Raw genomic sequence first — 19,835 nt, 5'->3', positions numbered from 1 at the left:
ACCTACCAGGCGGGCAACGCAAAACAAGCTATGATTTAACAACTAATTAACGAGCTATAAAAGCTATCACCTGCTTTAGTCAATAACAACTGCCGGCGAGCTTCTTAAGAGCGTTTCGTGCTCGCGCGCAAGTTTATGCTGAGATGCCTATAGGCTGCGTAGCTAAGCAAGTGCTGCTCACGTATGCTGAGCACATACCTTAATACCTCTTTATTGAGCTTTTCGTCTACGAGAATGACCTATTATGTATTCCGGTTTACTGCTGGTGTTATTACCCTTAGCTTTAGGTTATTGCATCCCCTGTCATGCTCGCCCTATCTTGCGCCTACTCGACTTAGCGGTAGCACGCATGGTGTATTTAATTTTATTTTTAATGGGCATTAGCCTAGCGTTCGTTGATAACTTAAGTCAGCACTTGGGTACTATTTTTAGCGTGAGTTTAGTACTGGTAGCCTGTATCAGCTTGGCAAATATGAGCGCACTATGGTGGCTAGACTCGCGCCGCCAGCGATTAGCCACTCAAGCTGGCCAGCCGCTATTAAGTAAGTGGCGCTTACTCTTAGACTCGGTGTGGCTATGTTCGGTTATTCTAGCCGGTGTCTTGCTAGGACAATGGCTAGATAAAGATACCTTTGCGGTAGATACCTTCAGTGAAGCCGCACTTATCTTGCTGTTATTATTAATTGGCATTCAGCTTCGAAACTCTGGCTTGACGCTACGCCAAATTTTACTCAACCCCTGGGGCCTAAAAATAGCGGGCTTAGTGTTAGTTAGCTCTTGGCTAGGGGGGCTGGCAGGCGCTTGGTTACTCAATATGCCATTGGCTCACGGCTTAGCACTCGCGTCTGGTTATGGCTGGTATTCGCTATCAGGTATTTTAATTAGCGATCAACTCGGGCCCGTGCTGGGGAGCGCGGCGTTTATTAACGACCTATTGCGCGAGCTATTGGCTATTATGCTGATCCCCACTCTAATGCGGCGCTTTCCTTGTACGGCCATTGGCTATGGGGCAGCGACCGCACTGGATTTTACGTTGCCGGTGCTACAACGCTCAGGCGGCGTGGCTGTGGTCCCTGTCGCCATTGTCTCTGGCTTTATTTTAAGCTTAGCTGCGCCGCTTTTTATGCTGGGATTTTTAACTTTCGCTTAAACAGCACAAATTTTGAGCTTATAAACGGAATAGCATCATGGCAGCCCTAAACGACTCTTTAGAGCTAAATGAAGCTAAATTAGGCGGTTATAGTAGGAATTTCCCTTTATTTCTTGCACCTTGGCGCTCAATCAGTATTGTGAATAGAGAATTTGATTTATTTACTTCCAAAGGAAGGACATTTGAATATGAAAACTGTAGGTCTGGTCGGTTGGCGCGGTATGGTGGGTTCAGTATTAATGAGCCGCATGGTTGAAGAAGGTGATTTCTCGCGCATTAAACCGGTCTTTTTTACCACTTCGCAAGCGGGTCAACCCGCCCCTGATTTTGGCACCGACGCCGGTACGCTGCAGAACGCCTTTGATATCAATGCTTTAAAAGAGCTGGATGTTATTCTTACCTGTCAAGGTGGGGATTACACCAATGAAGTGTATCCAAAACTGCGCGCTGCAGGTTGGAATGGCTACTGGATTGATGCCGCCTCGGCGCTGCGCATGGACGATGAAGCGGTGATCGTCTTAGATCCGGTAAACGGTAAGCACGTCCAAAATGCACTGGCGAAGGGCACTAAAACCTTCGTCGGCGGTAACTGTACCGTCAGCTTAATGATGATGGCGCTGGGCGGCTTATTTGAACAAGACTTAGTAGAATGGATTGCCGTCTCCACTTATCAGGCAGCCTCGGGTGGCGGTGCGCGCCATATGCGTGAGCTGATTAACCAAATGGGTATATTACGCGATGAAGTGGCAGAGGAATTAGCGGATCCCGCTTCTGCTATTTTGGAATTAGAGCGTAAAGTCACAGAAAAAACCCGCAGCGGTGACTTACCCGTTGACAACTTCGGTGTGCCTTTGGCTGGCAGCCTGATCCCTTGGATAGACACTCAGTTAGAAAATGGCCAAAGCCGTGAAGAATGGAAAGGCCAAGCCGAGACCAATAAAATTCTTGGTAACAGCCAACCGATACCTATTGATGGCTTGTGTGTGCGTATTGGTGCGCTGCGCTGTCACAGTCAGTCTTTCACCATTAAGTTGAAAAAAGATCTGCCTATTAGCGACATTGAACAAATCTTAGCGGCCAATAATGACTGGGTACAAGTGGTTCCCAATGAACGCCAAGCCTCGATGGAGCAGTTAACACCCGCCGCCGTTACCGGCACGCTTAAGGTTCCCGTGGGCCGTTTACGAAAGCTGAATATGGGGCCTGAGTATCTGTCGGCTTTCTCAGTCGGTGATCAGTTATTATGGGGCGCGGCCGAGCCATTACGCCGCATGCTGCACTTACTGCCATAAATTTAACTTAACCTCACGTTAAGCAGCTTAAGCCCACCACTCGGTGGGCTTTTTTATGTGCGAATGAGTGAGGAACGCTGAGCCGTGAAGAGGTAAGCTTTAACCCCATCTCTGACTTTTGCCAATCTAATAGCGTAAGCGCTAACCATGGAATCTAGGCGTCTTACATAAACAAAACTTGTTCATAAAATCACCTCGGGTTAGGATCTGCCCCCTTTTTGCCGATCACTCGAGACTCTCATGAAAACATTCATTCCTAGCAAAGACGCTGCGCTGGAAGACTCTATTCGCTATTTTCAGCAACAGCTCAGCACGCTTGGCTTTGATATTGAAGAAGCTTCTTGGCTTAATCCCGTGCCTAACGTGTGGTCGGTGCATATTCGCGATAAAAGTTGTGGTTTATGCTTTACCAATGGGAAAGGCGCCAGTAAAAAAGCCGCCCTCGCCTCAGCCTTAGGTGAATACTTTGAACGCTTAGCGACTAACTACTTTTTTGCAGATTTCTATCTAGGCCAAGGCCTTGCTAACGCCGAGTTTGTGCATTATCCCAATGAGCGATGGTTTAACTTAACCGAGGATAATAGCCTGCCTAGCGGCATGCTGGATGACTATACCCGACGCTTTTACGATCCAGAGGGTGAGCTCACTGCAGATATGCTGATCGACTTGCAATCAGGGAATGAAGAGCGGGGCATTTGCGCCCTCCCCTTTGAGCGTCAAAGTGATTTAGCCACCGTGTATTTACCAATGAATATTGTCGGTAACTTATATGTCTCTAATGGTATGAGTGCCGGCAATACCCGCACCGAAGCCCGCACTCAGGGACTGTCAGAGGTATTTGAACGCAGTATTAAAAGTCGTATTATTGCCGAGCGCATTAGCTTACCGCGCATTCCTGACACTGTATTAGCGCGCTATCCCCATATTCAAGCTCCTATTGCCGCTTTAGAGGCAGAGGGCTTTCCTATTCATGCCTTTGATGCTTCATTAGGCGGCGAATATCCAGTGATTTGTGTGGTGTTATTTAATCCCACTAACAGTACCTGTTTTGCCTCTTTTGGCGCCCATCCGCGCTTTGAAGTAGCGCTAGAGCGCACGGTTACCGAGCTCTTACAAGGTCGTAGCCTTAAAGACTTAGATGTATTTGTTCCTCCCTCGTTTGCAGATGATGAAGTAGCGGATCACCATAATTTGGAAACTCACTTTATTGACTCCTCAGGGCTGATTAGCTGGGATTTATTCCAAGAACAAGCCGATTATGACTTTGTAGATTGGGATTTTAGTGGAACTTCAGAACAAGAATTTAGCCATTTAATGGCCATTTTTAATCGCTTACAGCAGCCCGTTTATATTGCCGATTATGAGCATTTAGGCGTATATGCGTGTCGAATTTTAGCGCCGGGCATGTCAGATATCTATCCAGTTGATGATCTCACCATGGCTAATAACAACATGGGCGCGCATCTGCGTGCCACCTTGCTCAGCTTGCCAGCAAGCGATGCAGATGCTGAGCAACTGATGGGCTTATATGAGTTATTAGAAGAAGAAGGCTTTGATGACTTTACTCGAGTGCGCGAGTTGCTGGGCATCGCCTCCACTAAAGGGAGCGCTTGGCATACTTTGCGCATTGGTGAGCTTAAATGCATGTTAGCACTAGCAGCAGGCGAGTTGGCGCTGGCGCTAGAATATGCCGATTGGACGCTTAGTTTTAATGCCTCTGTGTTTAGTGAAGAGCGCCATCGCTATTATCGTTGCTTAAAAGCCGCCCTTGAGCTGCATTTGAGCGAGGAGCGGGATCCGGCTCAATATGTCTTAGCCTTTAACAGCATGTTTAGCGAAGACACGGTGAGCCAAGTATGGGCACAAATTTCGGGGCAAGCCCGTTTTCATGGGCTCACTCACGCCGATGAAAGCTTAGTGGACTTTCCAAGCCACCAAGCCTTATTAGCCGTCTATGAAAAATTACAACAGGCAAAGCGCAACCACAACGCGGCCTAGCCACTCAGGCAATAAAAAACCGGCTGCGGCCGGTTTTTTATTACCTGAATGGCATTTAAGATTTTTTATCTTTTAAGATATCTTTTAAACCACCAATATCCACAGCGCCAGGAATTAAGGTGCCATCTGGGAAGACCAGCGCCGGCGTGCCATTTAAGCCCAAACTTCTAAATAAACTTAAATTTTCATTAAGTTTATCAGACACTTTCTTATCTTCAGCTTTTGCTAACAAAGCCTTGCTATCTAGACCCGCTTTGTCGGCAATGCTCGCTAAGGCGGCACTGGATACTTTCTTTTGGCTCATCATGGCTTGATGCAGCTCTTCATATTGACGAGGCGACGCCATGGCCGTGGCCAGTGCAAGCCGTGCTGCTTGAACCGAGTCTGGGCCTAAGATGCCTAAATCTTTAACAATGATCTTTAGCTCAGGCTCATCTTTAATAAGGGTAAGTAGCGTTTGATTCATACGATGGCAATAAGGGCAGTTATAGTCGGTAAAATACACAACTTCTAACTTGCCCTTGGGGTTACCCATAATACCGTCGGTTTTATTATTAAACAGCTGCGCTGACTGTTGCTTAAGCTGCTTAGAAAACTCAGCTTGTTGAGCGAGCTGATCTTTTTCTTCCAGCTTAATAATGGCTTCGCGCAATATTTCAGGCTGTTCAAGTAAGGTTTCACGCACCAGCTTTTGAAACTCGCTACGGCTCATTTCCGCTTGCGCGGGGGTGGCTGATAATAATCCTATGGCCAACATCGGCACTAAGGCTGGAAAAAGCTTAAGAGTCATCTGCATCTCACATAAAAAGGATGAATAACTAGCCTACCAGACATCGAGGCTGAGCTGAATGCTTATATTATTTATTAATAATATAGTCTCTATCGCGATAAGTACGCATCCATAGCGGCTTAAATACCACTAACACCGTAATCGCCATGCCATTAAGCAAGGCTTCGGGGAAAAGAAGCAGTGGTAACACACTGAGGTAACTATCAAAGACCACGCGCGCGCTGTGTTGGTCTGTCCACACCATAAAGGCCGAAAAAAGCAGTGTTTTAAAGGTGATAGTGACGGCTGCATTAAAAAAGCCGGCTACAAAAATATAAACAAATAAATGACGGTATAAATAACTGTAGGTGAGTATAAATATTAAGTAACTCATACTCAGCGGCAAGATAACGCCTAATAATAAATTGGCGCCAAATAAGCTCCACGGCTCAAAGCCAAAACTGGTCACTAACACTAGGCTTAAGCTGGCCATTAACATGCCCATGCGCCACCCCAATAGCAGAGCGACCGTCGTTAGCCCAAGAAAATGCACTTCTAGGCCGGGCTTAATACCTGCTTGCAACATCCACAATGGCACTAAAGCAATGGCCGCACCAAAGCATAAATGATGACGCGTTTTATCATCCAGCCAGCTTCGCCAATCAAACGTCCAGGCGCCACCGAGCAAGATAAGGAGGCCAATAATACTCACGCTCTACTCCTAATACTGCAGTGTCTCTATTAGTAGAAGGTAAATAATACCTCAAAGAGCGCTAAAACTGTATGGCGAACCTGCTTAAATACGCGCTTTATATGCTCTTTATAAGACGCACATTAAGCTCATAATGCAAATAGCGTTTGCATTATGCATCTCTAATTCTTATTATCCGCAATCAAATAACGTATGTTATCGTTATGGCTGCTTTATTATTAGTCATTGGAACGTCATGCCCAGCTCATCTTCTCGCACTTTGTCATCTGATCCCTATGTGTGGTGTGCCAGTTTACTCTTGCTATTCACATTATTATTAGTCAGCGGGTTTGGCAGCCGCTATTGGCTTGAACTACGTTTACAACAGCAAATAGAAACCCTTTCCTCACAAAGCCACGCCGTGATCAACACCACTAATCAAGCGCTGGTCAATAGCAGCAGTCATCTTCATTTATTAGCGCAAACTCTCAGCGAGCTTTCCAGCACTCAGCGAGTAGTCAGCCACCGCGCAGCAAAAAATGTATTGCAAAGTGACTTAGACACCTTTCACCACCAATTTGAATTACTGGGTATTTGGCTATTAGATAAACAAGGTAAAGTATGGCTAAAAAGTCGTGATGCCATTGATCCTATCAATCTTAACAAGTGGTTAGCACAAAGCGCAGAGCTAGCAAAAGCCCGCTCCTGGACACGATTAATACTAGATACTGAGCGCCAACATACTCGCCACTATTATGCCCTACCGCTAGCTGACTCTCGGGGCTTAACGCTGGTGATGGGCACTAAGCTTGTAACATCGAGGAATGACTTTGAGCAGATCCGCTTGCTTATTACTAATCAAGAAAACACGATTTTATACGCTGATGAGTCACAGTGGTTAGGCCATCAATTTCTTGGAGTGACGCTCCCCAGCGCCACACCTAAGTCAGACTCTTCCGGCTTAGCACTCACTACCAGTGCTCTACAGCCGCAAATCTTATTACTGGGGGAAGAGCAAACTCCCAGTTTGTGGCTCAATCAGCCCAGTCTTCAGCAAGGCTTAACACTGCACGCCTTAGCCGATAGCAGCCAGATACTGCACCAAGCTGAGATAAAAAATAAACTGGCCGCTATTATTGCTGTCACTACCACAGGAGCGACGTGGGGGGCTTATTAAGCTTTCTCACCTTAAGGCGTAATCGGCGCCAGCAACGCGCTATGCACAGCACGCATCAGGAATTATTACGTTTAAACAGCCAGCTGAGTCACCTAGCAGACACCGACACGCTCACTCAATGCCCTAATAGACGAGCGGCATATAGCCGATTAGGACAAGAGTTATTACAGTTGCGAAGCTATGATCAGTATTTTTGTGTGGTGCTGTTAGATCTGGACTTTTTTAAGGCCGTTAACGATCGCCATGGCCATGATGTGGGCGATCAGGTATTGGCGTATTTTTCACATACGGCACGCAATACATTGCGCGCTTCAGATTTTTTAGCGCGTATTGGCGGTGAGGAATTTTTACTTATTCTCCCCGAGACCCGTCGTGCCCAAGCGCTCCCTTTAGCCCAGCGTTTATTAGATACTATTATTGCTAACCCTTTATATCTGTCCGATAAAACCATTCCGTTTACCTTTAGCGGCGGTTTAATAGAAGCTCATAAAGAAGACGATATTCAGCATTTATTACAACGTGCCGATCGCTACTTGTATGCCGCTAAGCTTAGAGGGCGCAGTCAAATAATAGATGATAAGGCGTACGATAAGCCTCCTTCAGCTGAACTAAAGGAAAAACAAGCAAGAAAAACTAACAACAATGAATAAAAAAGCAGTGACAGCTAGGAGAAGTTGGCCGCCTAGATAGGCGGCCAAGAGTTAGTTTACGAGGCTATAGGTAAGTTTATCGAGAGTCACGGTGACCGATAATTTGCTGTTTTCTACATGGCTAATTTGTACTAACTGATAATCCAGTTCAGGCGCTACCCAAAAGCGGGTTTTGCGCTTACTGTCGCCCCGATCACGCTCTACAATTAGGCTTTCATAGGCGCCCACGCCGGTATTAACCACTTCTTTACCAATCACATTAAAGGTGGTTTCTTTAATTTCTCCATCACGCGCCACTGGGTAGGTAAAGCTTGTTTTACCCGCCATTAGATCACAACGCGCCTCAAAGAAAAAACTCACCGGATCAAAAGCGCCGCCGTTAGTAGACACCATCTGGTCGCCGTCTTTTCCTTGAAATAACACCATTTGCGTGTCTTTATCAAAAATAAGCCGCTCTTCATTACGCGTCCCTAGATATTTAGTTTTATAACTAAAATTTTGTGGCGTAGCATTACAATCTTGCCAAGTAAAAGTAGACTTTTGATCCACATCCAATAACCAGTGTGCGAGTGAGAAATGCACATTATAGACATCTTGGTTACGATCAATTTTTAACGTATTAACGCCACGCGTCTTATCGTTATTGAGCAACACCCGATACTCGGCATTTAAATGATCAATATCTTGGGCAAGCACTGAGCAGCTGGCGAGCATGCCCACTAAAGCCCATAAAAAATGCTTGTTCATTTTGCTCTCCTCTATATTGACCGTTTATCTAAGCACAGCGTAAAAAATTAATGCACTGGGCTTGGCGTATTATCAAGCTGCTGTACATCTGGTAACCCTTGAGCCAACCAAACACCCAGTAGACCCAACAAAGAAAATACCACTATCACAACAAAATTTGAAAATAATGCCAGCACCATGCTAAGTGCACCGGCTAATAACAATAGCACGCCCATTAGCGTATTACTTAAGGAGACATAATCGGTACGTCTATTATCTCCTGCTAAATCAACTAAATAGGTCTTACGACCCACTCGCACACCGGCATGGGCAATACTTAATATAAACACCACTAAGGCAAAATAGCCATTAAAAGCACTTCCATCGGCTATAGCTAAATGCAGCCACACTCCAAGGCCTAACAAAGAGGCAATAAAACCCGCGCTTTGCATTACGCGCTTCGCCGAGCGATCTGCCCAGCGCCCCCAAATCCAGCTGCTCACAAATTGCGCCAACCCTTGGGCAATCACTAACCAACCTAATACTTGCATGCGTCCATCTTGAGCTTGCGCTAATAATACATAATATGGGGTCACTAAAGCGGTGGACAATAATAGCGTGCGCACCAATAAAAACCGGCCAAAATAGCGATCTTTATTAATAAGCGCCATACTTTGCCAAGCATGTTGCCAGCCGTTTACGCCACCCTCACAAGCCCCTGCTTGTTCGTTAATAGCCCAATAGCAAAGCATGCCAAGGCCCCACACTAGCGCCGCTAGCAACAAAATTAAGGCATAACCCCACGCCTCTATATGCTCAAGTCGACTTAAGCCTAAGCCAAACACTAATCCAATACCGCCCGCCCAACTTGCTCCTGTGCCAGTCACCTTACCGCGCTCTCGTTTAGGTACAGTTTTACCTAACACATCTTTTGCAGATATTGAGCACAAACCTCGGGCAATGCTCATTAAGGCTAATAATCCTAAGACTAAGCTGCCGGCAATCCAGCCTGAGCTTAAAAGCGCAACCAATGCCATTAAAACCAAACACGCTGCTTGTAAGCCCGCGCCCCATAACCAGACATATTTACGATAAGGCCGGCGTCGTACATAAGCGCCTAATATAATTTGCGGTAACATAGAGCCACTTTCGCGCACCGGAACTAACCAGCCAATGATCCACATCGGCGCCCCGAGTGCTTGCAATAACCAAGGCAGAACGGTTTTAGCATTGGTCATTAGCTCAGCCAAGGCACCCGCCACTTGCGCTAAAATTAGTTTTAGACGATTACCTTTAACTACCTGACAGTCGGCATCGGGAATATCGTGACACAAGCGCGCGTCCTCATCACTGGGCAACATCTTGGACGCCATTTGCTGCAGCGCACCTTTTTCAAATTTAAATGCCATGCTATTTCCTTACTGGATCACGAAAATTACCTCAACGGGTTCTCAGTGATCGTTTAAGCCCTTATGATAATGACTTATTGTTGAGATGTTACAAATCAAGCCCACTCAAGGACTCCTCATACATGGACACAGGCTATCGCATTATTATTGCCGATGATCACCCCTTGTTTCGTAATGCACTGCATCTTGCAGTGAGCCAAGCCATCAACAATGCAGAGCTGCAAGAAGTAGACTCTATAGCGCAATTAATGCAGTTATTAGCTGAGCAAGGAGAGGTAGACTTACTACTGTTAGACTTAAAAATGCCCGGCGCCAGTGGCTTTTCTGCACTGGCCAGCTTGCGCCATCTTTACCCTGACTTAGCAGTAGTGATGGTCTCTGCGACCGAAGAAGCTGCGGTCGTCATGCAAGCCATGCACTTTGGCGCCATGGGTTTTATCCCCAAATCCACCCCGCTACCTATGCTGGTGAGTGCACTAGATGCCATTTTAGCGGGCGATACTTGGTTTCCGCAGGGCATAAGCCTCGAACAAGCCGGCGCCGACAATATTGCGGAGCGCCTTGCTAGCCTCACGCCCCAGCAATTTAAAGTACTCACTATGCTCTCTGAGGGAAAACTAAATAAGCAAATAGCCTATGAGTTAGCCGTGTCTGAGGCTACGGTTAAAGCTCATGTCACTGCAATTTTTCGAAAATTAAATGTAAAAAATCGCACTCAAGCAGTGATTGCGCTTTCTCAAACGGGTGAAGCCTAGTAAGCAAGCAGGTGCTGTAACAAGGCTCTTAGTTTAATCGGTTTAACGGGCTTACTTAAATAACTAAAGTTGAGCTCTTGGAGATAAGCTTGGAGCGCCGCTTGGCGATCGGCACTGATGATCACAGTGGGTACAGCGCCATATTGCTGATGCAGCGCCAACACCAACTCGGTGCCTATTACTCCTTCATCCAGATGATAATCCGATAATATCACCTGTGGTAGAAATCCGTCTTGGTAGTGTTGCTCTGCCTCAGTTGCATTTAGCGCCAAGCGCACCTCACAGCCCCAGCGCGTTAATAAGCTCTCCATGGCCTTTAAAATGGCGTTATCATTATCAATACACAACATAGCCACCTCCGCCAAAGAAGAAACAGGCGCACTGAAAGACGCAGTATCACTCCCCTCCTTAGCTAGGGCTTTAGGCACAGTGACGCTAAAGCCAGCCCCTTTACCCGGTGTAGAGCGCAGTGCCACTTTATGCGCCATCGCATTAGCCAAGCCCTGAGCAATGGATAAGCCTAAACCTAGACCTTGTTGATGTTGGCGTTGACCATGCTCTAAGCGCATAAATTCGCTAAATATCAGTGCTTGCTTATCATAAGCAATACCTGGCCCGTTATCCCACACCTCTAGCGACACCTGCTCGCCATGGCGGCGTGCCCCTAACACCACCCGTCCATTGGGGTTGTAGCGCAGCGCATTGGTTAAGAAATTTTGTAAGATACGGCGCAATAAACGCGGATCACTGCGCAGCCATAACTGACTCTTTACCACCGATAATTCCCCGCCTTGCTGCTCAATTAACACACTAAACTCCGCTGTTAGCGTGTCGAATAATTGCGCAAGCGGAAAGTCTATTAGCTTTGCGCTAAGGGTGCCCGACTCTAAGCGCGACATATCTAATAAGTCCGCAATTAAGTCCTCGGCCGCAAGCAATGAGCGATCAATATTATTGGCTAAGCGACGACTTTCTTCATCATGAGAGGTTTCTAACCAAGAAGAAGCAAATAACTTAGCCGCATTTAAAGGCTGCATTAAATCATGACTCACCGCCGCTAAAAACCGGCTCTTAGAAGCACTGAGCTTTTCAGCCTCAATAGTGGCTGCCCTCAGCTGCTGATTGACACTAGACAATTCTTGCGTACGCTCCACCACTCGGGCCTCTAAGAGCGCATTGGTATCTTTAAGAACTTGCTCGGCTTGGCGAAAGGTAGTGATATCGTTAAACGTCATCACGAAGCCGCCGCTGGGCATAGGATTACCTTGCAGCTCAATAACGCGTCCATCACTGCGAGTGCGCGATGAGACATGAGCGCTACCGGCGTGCATGTGCGCTAAGCGCCGTGCAACATGTTGCTCCACTGAGCCCTCGCCACATAAACCACGCTCGGCGTTATAACGGATAATATCGCCAATGGGTCGTCCTATTTGTATTAGCTCACTAGGATAGTCAAATAGCTCTATGTAGCGTGGATTCCACGCCACTAAATTAAGCTCTTTATCGACCACAGAAATCCCTAAGCTAATATGCTCGATAGCGCCTTGTAACAGACTGCGGTTAAAACGAAACACATCTTTGGCTTCATCGGCAATCACCGCCAGCTCATCTAGTTCCATGGAACGACCTTGCAGGGCCGAGGCTAATACTAAGCGCGCCGATGAAGCACCGAACACCCCCGCTAACACGCGCTCGGTGTGGCGAATTAAGCGTGCCGGTGCTTGCATGCTACCATCGAGCGTGCCTTGCTCGCCGGCATAGCGCGAGAATGCGCGACTTACTCGCGCCGCACCGACAAAGCGCGAGGCTAACAGCTCAAGCTCTTGTACCGAGACTTTGGCTCGGTATAAGCCGCCATCATCTTTATGGTGGCGACCCACAAAGGCCGAGGCCTGTAAGCGCTCACTGACCGTAGATACCGACAACCAAGACGCCAACACATAGGCGGTGACATTAAATAGTAAACTTAAGAAAATTCCCCACGTCACTGGGCTCATGTCGCCAATGGCGCCCCAGGTCGGCGGCGTTAGCAACCATAATAAAACGTTACTATTAGCATCACCGGCAAATAAGCCCGTTTCTGCCATTAGGTTAAGCAGCCACATCAGCATTCCTAGGCTTAACCCCCAGTAGGCGCCGCGCTTATTGCCGCCCCGCCAATATAAACCCAGTGCCAGCGCAGGAATAAACTGGGCAATAGCGGCAAAGCTTAAATACCCAATGCGCGACAAGCTGTCGATATCGCTTAACCATAAAAAGACCAACCAAGCCGCCGCCATGATCGCCACAATGGCGGCGCGGCGCACTTTAAGTAGTAATTGCGCCACATCATTAAAGTCGGCACCTTGTACTTGGCGTCGGCGCAAAATCATCGGTAATACCAAGTCATTACTAACCATGATCGCCAATGCAATAATAGAGATAATCATCATGCCGGTGGCCGCCGAGGCACCGCCAATAAAGGCCAATACCGCAAGCTCCGGTTGCCCTTGGGCGAGCGGCAAACTGATGACATAGGTATCGGGTGAGGCAGAGCTGGGCAGCCATTGTTGGCCCGCTAATGCGAGCGGTAAGACTAACAGCGCCATCAGTAATAAATAAATAGGAAATAAGCGTCGCGCCCAATGGAGGTCTTTGACGCCTTGGCTTTCTACTACTGTGACATGGAATTGACGGGGCAAGCACACCACCGCACTCATAGATAGCAGCGTATAAACGGCCATATCGAGTAAATTAGCACCACTTACCTGCGTAAAACTGTTGATCACGCGCTCAGTGACTAATACTCGCGCTTGATTAGGAAACCCCACCACCAGCCATAAGGCAAAGCCACCCACTAAGATAAAGGCCACCAGCTTCACCAGTGACTCTACGGCAATGGCCACCATAACGCCGCGTTGGTGCTCAGTGGCATCGATGTGGCGGGTGCCAAATAATAGAATAAATGCACTAAATAATACCGTCACCATCAGCGCCACTTGACTGGCATTTTGGCCATCATTACCCACCACATCGGGCGCCACCAAATGAAGACCCATCACAATGGCTTTGAGTTGTAGGGCTACATAAGGTAAGACACCAACAATGGCAATGAGCGTAATATAAATAGCCAAACGCTGCGACTTCCCATAGCGAGCGGCAATAAAGTCGGCAATAGAAGTAATGTGCTCACGCTTGGCCACTTCAATGAGGCGCGCCAAAAAAGGCCCCGCTAAGGTGAACATAATAATGGGGCCAAGGTAGATGGAAAAATATGACCAGTTATCGGTAGTTGCTTGGCCAACAGTGCCAAAAAAACTCCATGACGAGCAATACACGGCTAGCGATAAGCTATAAAGGAGTGGGCGCAGTCGTCCGCCCTCTTTGCCCACTTTGACTTTATCGCCTAGCCAAGCACATAAAAACAGTACGGCTAAATAGGCGAGCGCTATGTTAATGACGGTCCAACCCGGCATAAATGTCCCTTGTAAAATGAAGGTCTAATCGCTGACTCATCACCAATAGTACTAGCTTCCCTTTCCTAGCGCTGCCACTATCAAAGACTGTGATATCGGCTGCGCTAATGTAAAACGCCAGTGTTGTTAACGAGCCAGAATGAGAAATGCTATGCGAACATTATTAAAAACACTGAATCCAATAGTGGCCAGTGTCGTGCTGATGGCCTGCCAACAGAGTGCGCCATTATCGCCAGCCAATGAACTGCGTGCACCGCGCTTAGACACGCTCTACGATTATCAGCTTTATAATAAAAAAGCGCAGCCCCTTTCCTTAAACCACGCCATGGCAGCGCTGTCTAACTTGGATGTCATCATGGTGGGCGAGTTACATGGCCATCAAGGCATCCACCGTTTTCAAGCAGACTTATTTAGCCAATTACTTAAGCAAGCACCAAGCTGGGCGCTAGCCATGGAGCAATTTAGCCGTGATAACCAAGAAGTGGTCGATGACTATTTAGCAGGCAAACTAGGCGAAACAGCATTTATTAACCAAAGTAACGCTTGGCCTAGCTATAAAAGTGATTATCGCGCCTTACTCAGTCTCGCCAAAGCCGCCCACAGTAAAGTAATTGCTGCCAATGCGCCTGCTTCCATAGTGCGCTGTATTGGCCGCCATGGCCCAGCGTATTTAGATAAGCTCCCAAGCGTCGAGCGCGGCTGGATTGCCAAGCAATTAACCTTAAAAAACGATCCATATAAAGCGCAATTTATGGCTAATCGTCATCATGGCCAAGTACCCAGTGAGCAACAATTTGCAGCGCAAACGAGCTGGGACGACACCATGGCTGAAAGCATTGAGCGCTTTCTAACGCGCTATCCACAGCAAAAAGTCTTGTTAACTGTGGGGCGCTTCCATATAAAAGAAGGGCTAGGAACCGTGCAGCGTCTATTAGCGCGCCAGCCTAATTTGAAAGTGGGCATAATTTATCCGCTGGTAGAGGGAGAGCCGACGCCCTCTTCTGCTCGACGAGATAAAAGAGTAAGGGAATGGACACTCAAGGTACAAGCACTGCCGCCTGCGCGCATAAATGATGAGCCACTGGCGCCTATCAGCTTAGGCGAGCCAGACTGTCCTTATGCCAAAAGCCCAAGCAATTAACCCTTCACTTACCAGATTAAACTTTATATCAGGAGGGGTGATGCCCGCTTACGCCTTACTCGCTATTGCCATTATCGCTGAAGTACTGGCCACCTCAGCTCTTAAAGCTTCCATGAGCTTTACTCGCTTAGGACCCAGTGTGATAGTTATTGTGGGCTACAGCGTGGCTTTTTGGCTGTTAACACACGTGGTACGCACCATGGCGGTAGGGGTGGCTTACGCCATTTGGTCGGGTGCGGGCATAGTATTAGTGACCTTACTGGCTGCATTTTTTTATCGCCAGCGCCCCGACTTACCCGCAGTCATTGGCATTGCGCTGATTATTGCGGGAGTAGTGATTATCCAATTATATTCTCGCCTCGATGGGCAATAAAGGAGCGCGCTGTGATTATTTGTGGTCATCGCGGGCTGGCAGGGCTCGCGCCTGAAAACACCTTAGCCGGCTTATACGCAGCGTATGAGGCGGGGTTGAGTTGGGTAGAAATAGATGTACAACTGAGCCAAGACCACCAAGTAGTCGTGTTTCATGATAAGCGACTAGAGCGCTGTACCAACGGCCAAGGATATTTGCATCAATCTTCATGGCGAAAACTTAGCACGCTTGACGCTGGCTATAGATTTAGCGAAGCCTTTGTGGGCGAGCCTATCCCGTTATTAAGGGATTATTTAGCTAAAGCCCAGCAGCTTAATCTAGGCGTGAATATAGAGCTTAAACTCTATTCAGACCAAGCTATCGCCCCTTTATGTGCGGCGGTAAGCCAGATAATTAATCCCTTATTGGCACTAGGCTTATGGCGCCCTGAAAAGCTCTTACTGTCTAGCTTTTCCGTTCCCGCTCTCGCGACGCTTTCTCGCTTAGCTCCCAAAGCTTGGCGGGCTTTATTAGTTGAGCGAATTCCTCACACTTGGGCGCAGCAATTACACTCTCTTGGCACTCACATTTTGCATTGTCAGCACAACAAACTCACTCACGCCCAAGCACGGCCCCTTATCGAGGCGGGGTATCGCTTGAGTTGCTACACCGTTAATAACCAAGCTCGTGCCGAGCTTTTGGCAAGCTGGGGCGTACACATGATTTTTTGTGATGTCCCCCTTACCTCTCCTAACAGAGTAACTAACAATACATAGTTAGTGATACAAAACTGCCTAAGTGCAGGCGGTTAGGCGAAATCCTCTGTCCGCTTTAATTTATGGCCCTTAGCGCTTTTCTGTTATCATGGCGCCAGTTTGCCTAATGGCAATGCCTCTCAGTCGTCCGCCAGGACCTTTTTAGTTCGGAGTCTCATGTCTTTTGCTTCCCTTGGCTTAAACGCCCAGCTTATACAAGCGATTAATGAATGTGGTTATACAGAGCCCACCCCTATTCAAACTCAAGCTATTCCCTTAGTACTGGCGGGAGGCGACTTGTTGGCAGGCGCACAAACCGGCACCGGTAAAACCGCAGGCTTTGGCTTACCTATGCTGCAGCGCTTAAGTGAAACTAAAGCTAAGCCACTGGCAAATGGCCGAGCGCCGGTTCGCGCTTTGGTATTAACGCCCACTCGTGAGCTGGCCGCTCAAGTGGAAGAAAATATTCGCGCCTATGCCAAATATTCAGGCTTAAGAACACTGGCGATGTTTGGTGGAGTAAGCATTAATCCGCAAATGAAAGCCTTAGGCGGGAAAATAGATATTGTAGTGGCTACCCCAGGGCGCTTATTAGATCACGTATCACAACGCTCCATTGATCTTTCTCGAGTAGAGATGTTGGTCTTAGATGAAGCAGATCGCATGTTAGATATGGGCTTTATTCGCGATATTCAGCGCATTATTGCCAAGATGCCGCTTAAGCGTCAGAACTTACTTTTTTCGGCTACTTTTTCTAATGAGATTAAAAAGCTGGCCGAAACTTTGCTCACCGAACCTGAGCACATTGAAGTCGCGGTACGTAATGCCACTGCCGATACCATAGCCCAGCGTTTTTATGGCGTAGATAAAAATAAAAAGCGCGCGCTACTCAGTTATTTAATTGGCCATCATAACTGGCGTCAAGTGTTAGTTTTCACTCGCACTAAGCACGGTGCTAACCGCTTAGCTATGCAGCTGGATAAAGACGGCTTACCGGCGATGGCGATTCATGGCGATAAGAGCCAAGGTGCACGCACCCGCGCCCTTAGCCAATTTAAAGACGGCAAGCTTAGAGTACTAGTGGCCACCGATATTGCGGCTCGCGGTATCGATATTAGCGAATTACCCCATGTGGTGAATTTTGAACTGCCCCATGTGGCAGAAGATTATGTGCACCGTATTGGTCGTACTGGGCGCGCGGGCGTAGAAGGCGAGGCGCTCTCTTTAGTGTGCTTTGAAGAAAAGCCATTACTTAAGGCTATTGAAAAGCTCATCAAACAAACTGCTGAGCTAGAAATTATGCCCGGGTTTGAACCGATCCCCGATAGTGAGCAACCACCTATTGAAAAACCAGCGGCCAATCGGGGGCGTGGAGGTAATAGCCGGGGCGGACAACATGCCGGTCGCGGCAACGCCGGTGGTCGTGGTCAAAACCCACGCTCTCCAAGCAAGGCGCCACGCAGTGCTAAGCCAGCTCGTCGCCACGATAACGGCTAAGTTAACGCGATAAGCCTTACGCTATCCGTGACAAATAAACCCCCGCACCATCAGGTTCGGGGGTTTATTTTTTGAGCTGCTTTTGATGAAAGGTAAGCGTTGCTCTTTAACGTAGGGCGTATGGCTATCACTGTCGGCTATTTTTCATATTTAGTGCATAGATAATGCCCCCTATCAAGAGTCCCCAAAAAGCGCTGCCAATATCAAATAGTGCCACACCAGAAGCCGTGATCATAAAAGTTAACAGCGCCGCCTCGCGCTCCTCTTCTGCTGCCAAGGCCACACTTAAGCTATGACCAATAGTGCCTAATAAGGCGAGGCCAGCAATGGCCATCACCAACTCAGCTGGCAAAGCGGCAAATAAGCCCACGACCGTGGCACCCAGTAATCCCATTAATAAATAAAAAACGCCGGCCCACACCGCAGCTTTATAGCGCTGCTTAGGATCCGTATCCACTTCTTCACCCATACATACTGCCGCACTAATAGCGGCCAAATTAAAAGCAAAGCCGCCAAAGGGTGCGAGCACCATGCCCGTCAATCCTGTCCAGCTGATTAAGGGGGAGGCGTTAACTTGGTAACCATGTGCGCGCAGTACCGCTACGCCAGGCACATTTTGCGAAGCCATGGTCACCACAAACAATGGCAGTCCCACCCCAATTAAGCTGGCTAAGTCAAAGCTTGGACTCATCCACACGGGGCGCGCTAACTGCCAAGTGAGGGTGTCAAAGTGCAGTAAGTCTAGACTGGCCGCGACCACCAAACCTGCCACTAAACTTAGCGCAATAACATAACGAGGCAGGCGCTTTCTAAGCACTAAATAGGTGGCCAACATAGCGCTGACTAGCCAAGGCTGGCTTTGCACCGAGCTAAATAAGTCTAAGCCAAAGCTTAGTAAGACGCCGCCCAACATAGCGGCGGCTAAACTTGCAGGCACTAAGCGCATAATGCGCGAAAACCAGCCCGTTATGCCACACAACAAAATTAAGCTTGAGCTAAATAAGAACGCACCTATTGCTTCATTTAGGCTTACGCCCGCTAAAGCCGTGACTAATAACGCCGCGCCTGGGGTTGACCAAGCGGTGAGAATAGGCTGGCGATAACGCAGTGAAAAACCAATACAGGTGGCCCCCATGCCCAGCCCTAGCGCCCACATCCACGAGTTCATCTCAACAGTCGTCGCTCCCACCGTGGCCGCCGCTTGAAAAATAATGGCCGCCGAGCTGGTATAGCTAACCAGTACCGCAATAAAACCGGCACACAGATGAGAAAATGAAAACGCAAAGCGCATAGTCACTCCTAACAGGGTGCACTTTGCAAAAGAGCACTATTAATATTAATAAAGGATGAAGGCCAGCACAGCGCTAGATTTAACTATGTTGGAAGCGCTAAGAGCTATGGTCACTATTCGCTTAACTGCGAAGCTAACAACTTGGCACACAAGCGCACAAAATCCGACGAAGTAACAATGCCGATTAAACATTGGTTTTCATCCACTATGGTTAAGCAGCCGTGTTTATTTTTAAGAAAAAAAGCCACAGCATCGGTTAAGGGTGCCTGCTCATCCACTGACTCAAAAGCGGGGTCAATAATTTCTACTACTCGGCATTGGCGCTCACGACGCTCCAGCGCACTCACTCCATAATCTGATAATAAGCTCATGATGGTGGCGATCATGCGCTTTTGGGTGAGCACTCCCATGAGTTTGCCAGTTAAAGGATCCACCACAGGAATATGGCGAATGCTTTTTTCGCGCATCAGATCATGGGCATCTTTTAAGGTGGCACTTTGATCAAGCGTTAATAGTTCACGTGTCATAATGTCGCCTACCGTACGGGTCGTCATCATCATTGTTCCTTCTTTAAACGCGGGTGCTAGCAATAAGCGCTAGGATATTTGAAGCCTATAAATAGCTTAAGTCTTATTTTTATATCTTGTGCGCTCTCACAAAATATAAGGCACAAACCGCTCATTTTCTGTGCTTTAGCTCGCTAACACCTTAATAATCCCACAAATAA

17 protein-coding genes are annotated in these 19,835 nt (G+C 47.8%); 10 read left to right on the top strand and 7 right to left on the bottom strand.

Translation table 11 applies throughout. The annotated features are described in order from the left end of the window. Positions 1-244 precede the first annotated feature (244 nt). The 3 genes from CBP12_RS13365 (at position 245) to ycaO (ending at position 4,440) form a co-directional block, all read left to right on the top strand. Entirely contained in the window at positions 245-1,150 is a 906-nt protein-coding gene (locus CBP12_RS13365) for a lysine exporter LysO family protein (RefSeq protein WP_086965202.1), read from the top strand. A 188-nt stretch (positions 1,151-1,338) separates the two neighbouring features. After that, a complete protein-coding gene (gene asd, locus CBP12_RS13360) occupies positions 1,339-2,442 on the top strand; it encodes an aspartate-semialdehyde dehydrogenase (protein ID WP_086965200.1) in 1,104 nt (367 codons plus the stop codon). A gap of 240 nt (positions 2,443-2,682) precedes the next feature. Then, positions 2,683-4,440, top strand: coding sequence for a 30S ribosomal protein S12 methylthiotransferase accessory factor YcaO (gene ycaO / locus CBP12_RS13355; protein WP_086965198.1), 1,758 nt, complete (start codon positions 2,683-2,685; stop codon positions 4,438-4,440). A gap of 55 nt (positions 4,441-4,495) precedes the next feature. On the opposite strand, the gene CBP12_RS13350 is transcribed toward ycaO, so the two are convergent. Next, a complete protein-coding gene (locus CBP12_RS13350) occupies positions 4,496-5,230 on the bottom strand; it encodes a DsbA family protein (RefSeq protein ID WP_232455095.1) in 735 nt (244 codons plus the stop codon). Positions 5,231-5,297: 67 nt separating this feature from the next. Continuing rightward, positions 5,298-5,921 carry an energy-coupling factor ABC transporter permease gene (locus CBP12_RS13345; protein WP_086965193.1) on the bottom strand — a complete coding sequence of 208 codons (624 nt, stop codon included), beginning with the start codon at positions 5,919-5,921 and terminating at the stop codon, positions 5,298-5,300. A gap of 133 nt (positions 5,922-6,054) precedes the next feature. On the opposite strand from CBP12_RS13345, the gene CBP12_RS13340 reads away from it, so the two are divergent. Together CBP12_RS13340 and CBP12_RS13335 are read left to right on the top strand one after the other, a co-directional pair. Continuing rightward, the gene (locus CBP12_RS13340) at positions 6,055-7,077 is read left to right on the top strand and encodes a hypothetical protein (RefSeq protein ID WP_157420119.1); all 1,023 of its coding nucleotides are present in this window, start codon (positions 6,055-6,057) and stop codon (positions 7,075-7,077) included. After that, positions 7,062-7,727, top strand: a complete 666-nt coding sequence (locus CBP12_RS13335) for a GGDEF domain-containing protein (protein WP_086965189.1) — start codon at positions 7,062-7,064, stop codon at positions 7,725-7,727. The genes CBP12_RS13340 and CBP12_RS13335 overlap by 16 nt, the downstream gene beginning before the upstream one ends. A 51-nt stretch (positions 7,728-7,778) precedes the next feature. Here the strand turns inward: CBP12_RS13335 and CBP12_RS13330 are convergent, their stop codons facing one another. Continuing rightward, on the bottom strand, positions 7,779-8,474 hold the full coding sequence (locus tag CBP12_RS13330) for a DUF3108 domain-containing protein (RefSeq protein WP_086965187.1): 696 nt from the start codon (positions 8,472-8,474) through the stop codon (positions 7,779-7,781). Positions 8,475-8,521: 47 nt separating this feature from the next. Further along, positions 8,522-9,862 (bottom strand): MFS transporter, encoded by a 1,341-nt coding sequence (locus tag CBP12_RS13325; RefSeq protein ID WP_086965185.1) that lies wholly within the window; start codon positions 9,860-9,862, stop codon positions 8,522-8,524. Between the two features lie 122 nt (positions 9,863-9,984). Between CBP12_RS13325 and CBP12_RS13320 the strand changes: the two genes are divergently transcribed. Beyond that, complete coding sequence (locus CBP12_RS13320) at positions 9,985-10,617, top strand: response regulator (RefSeq protein WP_086965183.1); 633 nt, start codon at positions 9,985-9,987, stop codon at positions 10,615-10,617. Here the strand turns inward: CBP12_RS13320 and CBP12_RS13315 are convergent. Then, positions 10,614-14,072 (bottom strand): hybrid sensor histidine kinase/response regulator, encoded by a 3,459-nt coding sequence (locus CBP12_RS13315; RefSeq protein WP_086965181.1) that lies wholly within the window; start codon positions 14,070-14,072, stop codon positions 10,614-10,616. The genes CBP12_RS13320 and CBP12_RS13315 overlap by 4 nt on opposite strands. 151 nt (positions 14,073-14,223) lie before the next feature. On the opposite strand from CBP12_RS13315, the gene CBP12_RS13310 reads away from it, so the two are divergent. From CBP12_RS13310 to CBP12_RS13295, 4 genes are all read left to right on the top strand, one after another. After that, positions 14,224-15,213: a ChaN family lipoprotein gene (locus tag CBP12_RS13310; RefSeq protein WP_232455094.1), complete on the top strand. Its 990-nt coding sequence runs from the start codon at positions 14,224-14,226 to the stop codon at positions 15,211-15,213. Between the two features lie 40 nt (positions 15,214-15,253). After that, the gene (locus tag CBP12_RS13305) at positions 15,254-15,586 is read left to right on the top strand and encodes a DMT family transporter (protein WP_086965179.1); all 333 of its coding nucleotides are present in this window, start codon (positions 15,254-15,256) and stop codon (positions 15,584-15,586) included. An 11-nt stretch (positions 15,587-15,597) separates the two neighbouring features. Next, positions 15,598-16,341, top strand: coding sequence for a glycerophosphodiester phosphodiesterase family protein (locus CBP12_RS13300; RefSeq protein WP_086965177.1), 744 nt, complete (start codon positions 15,598-15,600; stop codon positions 16,339-16,341). Between the two features lie 156 nt (positions 16,342-16,497). Then, on the top strand, positions 16,498-17,817 hold the full coding sequence (locus tag CBP12_RS13295; protein ID WP_086965175.1) for a DEAD/DEAH box helicase: 1,320 nt from the start codon (positions 16,498-16,500) through the stop codon (positions 17,815-17,817). Positions 17,818-17,944: 127 nt separating this feature from the next. Here CBP12_RS13295 and CBP12_RS13290 read toward each other — a convergent pair whose 3' ends face one another. Together CBP12_RS13290 and CBP12_RS13285 are read right to left on the bottom strand one after the other, a co-directional pair. Then, positions 17,945-19,108, bottom strand: a complete 1,164-nt coding sequence (locus CBP12_RS13290; protein WP_086965173.1) for a benzoate/H(+) symporter BenE family transporter — start codon at positions 19,106-19,108, stop codon at positions 17,945-17,947. Positions 19,109-19,221: 113 nt separating this feature from the next. Further along, on the bottom strand, positions 19,222-19,668 hold the full coding sequence (locus CBP12_RS13285) for a CBS domain-containing protein (protein WP_232455093.1): 447 nt from the start codon (positions 19,666-19,668) through the stop codon (positions 19,222-19,224). Between the last annotated feature and the right edge of the window lie 167 nt (positions 19,669-19,835).

Origin of the sequence: Oceanisphaera avium (genome assembly GCF_002157875.1) — a bacterium.
Lineage (GTDB): Bacteria > Pseudomonadota > Gammaproteobacteria > Enterobacterales > Aeromonadaceae > Oceanimonas > Oceanimonas avium.
This window is presented reverse-complemented; position numbering and strand designations above follow the sequence as displayed.